This window comes from Burkholderia sp. Bp9143 (genome assembly GCF_003853645.1).
Taxonomy (GTDB): Bacteria; Pseudomonadota; Gammaproteobacteria; order Burkholderiales; family Burkholderiaceae; genus Burkholderia.
In genome coordinates, this window is the sequence record NZ_QTPO01000108.1 from 1 (window position 1) to 3,766 (window position 3,766).

Consider the following 3,766-nt stretch of genomic DNA (forward strand, 5'->3'; position numbering starts at 1 on the left):
CGCCTCTTTGCCACGCACCCCGGCCGCTCGCCGGAGCACCTGTACGCGACACTCGCCCAGCTGGCGAGTGCGCTGATGACGTTCTCGACCGGCGCCCAGCTCACCGACATTCCGGCGTACGACCATGCCCGTGCCGACGAGGTGTTTGCGAAGCTCGAATCGATGATCCGCGATCTGCTCGACGCGATCATTCCGTCGCGCGTCGTGTCGATCGGGCTCGCGCGCAAGACGCCGACCACGTGGACCGGTCAGTTCCTCGACGAGCGTATCGTCGGGGATGCCGCCGACTGGTATTTGTCGGTCAACGCGCCGATGGCCGCGTTCGAGCTCGTCGAGCAGTTTCCTCGGCTGTGCAAGATCGGCGCGCCGGACGACGTCGAGCACATCATCAATTCGGCGCTGCTGGGGATCCCGTTGAAGGCCGTGCAGCGTGTGCCGGCGGCGATTCCGGTGCGCCTGGACAATCAATACTTCGCCCTCGATTCGTCCAGCGCCGCGCACGTGAAGATGCTCGCCGCGCGTGCCTGCCAGATCTACCTGCCGGCGTCGGTGCCTGACGCCTCGCTTGAACTCTACGCGGTGCTGCGCTCATGAATGCCCTGACTTCCAGCCGGCAGGAACTCGCCCTGCTCGACAGTGTGTCCGGCACCGGTGGCACGCCGCGTGACGGCATGCGCGACCTGCTGCGTGATACCGCATTGCTCGTGACGACGCTGGGTACTGGTGGAGCGGCGAAGGATGCGGACGGACTGCGCAACCGTTGCCGGCAATTGATCGAGCATTTTTCGCACGCGCTGGAACGCCGCGGCTATCCGGACGATGTGCGCCGGGAGGCCGTGATTGCGCAGTGCGGGTTGCTCGACGAAACGGTGTTGCGGGCCTTGCCGACCGACATGCGTGCCGGCTGGGAACTGAAACCGCTGCAGGTGGAGCAGTTCAATCTGCACGATGCTGGTGAGACCGTGTTCGAGCGGCTTGAGGCGCGTATGCGCGAAACCTCGCCGCGCGTCGACCTGCTCGAATGCTACTCGGCGATCCTCGGAATGGGATTCGTCGGCCGCTACGTGCGTGAAGGCGAAGCGAAACGCACCGAGCTGATCGCGACGCTCAACGCCCAACTGGAAAAGCTGTGCTCATCGCCCGAGCGCCCGTTTGTCGCGGACCGCGCCGGACGGCGGTTGTCCGACTGGTTTTACCGGCTCTCCCCGTGGGCCATTGCGGGTCTCGCCTGCGTGATTGCAGTGATCGTCTGGTTGGTGTGGGCTGCGGCGCTTGATGTGCAGCTCACGCATCTGGCGCCGACGAAAGGCGTCCGTCCGTGAAATCCGACCTGCCTGTTCTGTCCACCACGCCGGCGCATGTGCCCGATTACGGGCACGAGGGACTCGGCTATCCGTTTCGCGTGATGGTCCTGTTCGCGGCCGCGCTGGCGCTCGCCGTGATATGGCTGGTGTTGCCGGCCGCACGCAGCGCGGCCTGGACGCTCACGGCCATCATCTGCGTCGTTACGTTCGCGCTCATGTGGTGGCGCACTCGCCTGCTAGCCCGCGCGCGCGAACAGAGCGCGCACGTGCTGGCCGCGCTGGGCGCGGCGACGGCGGATATTCCCGTGAGGCTGCGTACGCGGATGCCGCTCATGCTGGTGGTGGGAGATGGCCTGCCGGCGCTGTTCGACCAGGCGCAGGAAGTGCGGCAGGCGCATGTTGGCGATGGCGCAATCTGGCTGCGCGTCGACCGGGCGCAGGATCTGCCGCGCCTCGCGGTGGCGGTCAGGCAGTGGCGCGACGGTCGTGCACCGGACGGCGTCGTGTTATCGGTTGTGCCTGCCCAGTACGCAGGAACGGATCGACTGACACAGCAACTGCGCGTCGTGCGGCAGGCCGTGGCCGATGCGTCCCGCCTGCTTGGCACGAGACTGCCCGGGTATGTTGCGGTCTACCAGCGGCTCACGAACAGTGCGGCAGATCTCGCGATGCCCGAGTGGTATGGCGTATCGTCGGCGACACGCCTGGTGGATGCCGGGCGTTTTGAACCGGTGATCCGGGCAGCCGAAAACGAGGTGCAGCGCGCGACCGGTGATCGTACCGCGGCTGTGCGCGCGGCGGCCCTTGCATCGATCATTGGATGGACGCAGCGCGTCGTGATCGGCACGCTGACGGACCGGCAGCAACCGGCCACCCCGTGGGCGCTGTTCGGCGCCGGCTGGATCGATTGCGGCCCGGCGAGCGGCCCGGGTAATCCATGGGCCCGCGACGTCGAGATGCAGACTCAGGTCGTACGTGCACCGGCCATGGCGTCACCGCTGCCGTGGCCACTGCCGCAGCCGCTGATCGAAGCGCTGCCCCGGCGACACTGGACGTCGCCGCGTAGAGTTGCCTTCGTCCATGCGATCGCGCTCCTTGCCTGCGCGGCCGCCTTGGCATTCTGGGGCGCCGCCAGAAACAACCAGACGCTGCTGACGCGCATTGGCGCCGACCTCGGCCGCTATGCGAGGGTCCCGGCCGCACACGACGCGGCGAAGCGCGACGCGCTGACCGCGCTCATCGCCGACCGGGACCAGCTCGACCGGTACGCGCGCACGGGCGTCCCCTTGCGTCTGTCGTTCGGCATGTACCGGGGTGCGCAACTGATCCCGGCATTGAACGATGCGATCGCGTCCTACCTGCCTCCTCCCCCACCGCCGGCGGTCGTTACGCTCGACAGCATGTCGCTCTTCGACAGTGGCAAGGCTCAGCTCAAGCCCGGCTCCACGCGCGCAATGGTTGGCGCGCTCGAGATGATCAAGGCGCATCCCGACAAGCGGATTCTTGTCGCCGGCTACACCGACAACGTGGGCAATCCGGACAGCAACCTGAAACTTTCGACGGCGCGCGCGCAGGCCGTGCGCGACTGGCTGATCGAGGCGTCGGGTATTCCGGCCACGCAGTTCGCGATCCAGGGGTATGGCGATACGCGCCCCATTGCGAGCAACGATACGCCAGACGGCCGCGCCAGAAACCGGCGCGTGGAAATCACCCTGGTACCGGACGCACTGAAATGAGCCCTGCGTCCCGGAGGAAACCCCGTTGGGGGATCGGCAGACGTTCCGGCAAGTGAATGAACAGTCTTTAGCCCCCGAAGCGCATCGCTTCGGGTTTCTGAAGCTCGGGGGCTGGCTCCGGGCGATTGTCGCAGTACGTAAAAAGGGAGTGAAGCAATGGCAATTCCGGCCTATATGTGGCTCAAGGACGATGGCGGTGCCGACATCAAGGGTTCGGTGACGGTTCAGGGCCGTGAAGGCAGCGTCGAACTCGTCGCGTTCGATCATGGCGTGCACATTCCGACCGACGGCAACACCGGCAAGCTGACCGGCACGCGCGTGCACAAGCCGATCACGCTGACGAAGGAGACCGACGCATCGACCCCGTACCTTTACAAGGCGGTGACGAGCGGCCAGACGCTGAAGTCGGTCGAGATCAAGTGGTACAAGATCGACGACGCGGGCAAGGAGAAGGAGTACTTCAACACGAAGCTCGACAACGTCAAGATCGTGGCGGTCAACCCGGTGATGTACGACATCAAGAACCCGGACTACGAGAAGCACAACCACCTCGAGAACGTCGAGCTGCGCTACGAGACGATCACCTGGTCGTACAAGGACGGCAACATCATCCACAAGGATACCTGGAACGAGCGCTCCTGATAGCCGAACAGCGTGTGTGGAACCGACTCGCTGCTGCTGCCGGTTCCTTTACCAGCCCGTGCGTCGGGCTGGTCTTTTTCTACC

Annotated in this window: 4 protein-coding genes; all 4 read left to right on the forward strand. The window is 65.6% G+C overall.

What is annotated here, in order from left to right:
- On the forward strand, positions 1-594 hold a 594-nt coding region (tssK, locus tag DIE23_RS38680; RefSeq protein WP_148093493.1), incomplete at its 5' end, for a type VI secretion system baseplate subunit TssK.
- A complete protein-coding gene (locus tag DIE23_RS38685; RefSeq protein WP_124618132.1) occupies positions 591-1,322 on the forward strand; it encodes a DotU family type IV/VI secretion system protein in 732 nt (243 codons plus the stop codon). The genes tssK and DIE23_RS38685, both read left to right, overlap by 4 nt.
- Positions 1,319-3,040 carry an OmpA family protein gene (locus tag DIE23_RS38690; RefSeq protein ID WP_124618134.1) on the forward strand — a complete coding sequence of 574 codons (1,722 nt, stop codon included), beginning with the start codon at positions 1,319-1,321 and terminating at the stop codon, positions 3,038-3,040. Before DIE23_RS38685 ends, DIE23_RS38690 begins: the two co-directional genes overlap by 4 nt.
- 156 nt (positions 3,041-3,196) lie before the next feature.
- Entirely contained in the window at positions 3,197-3,682 is a 486-nt protein-coding gene (locus DIE23_RS38695; RefSeq protein WP_040140390.1) for an Hcp family type VI secretion system effector, read from the forward strand.
- Positions 3,683-3,766 lie beyond the last annotated feature (84 nt).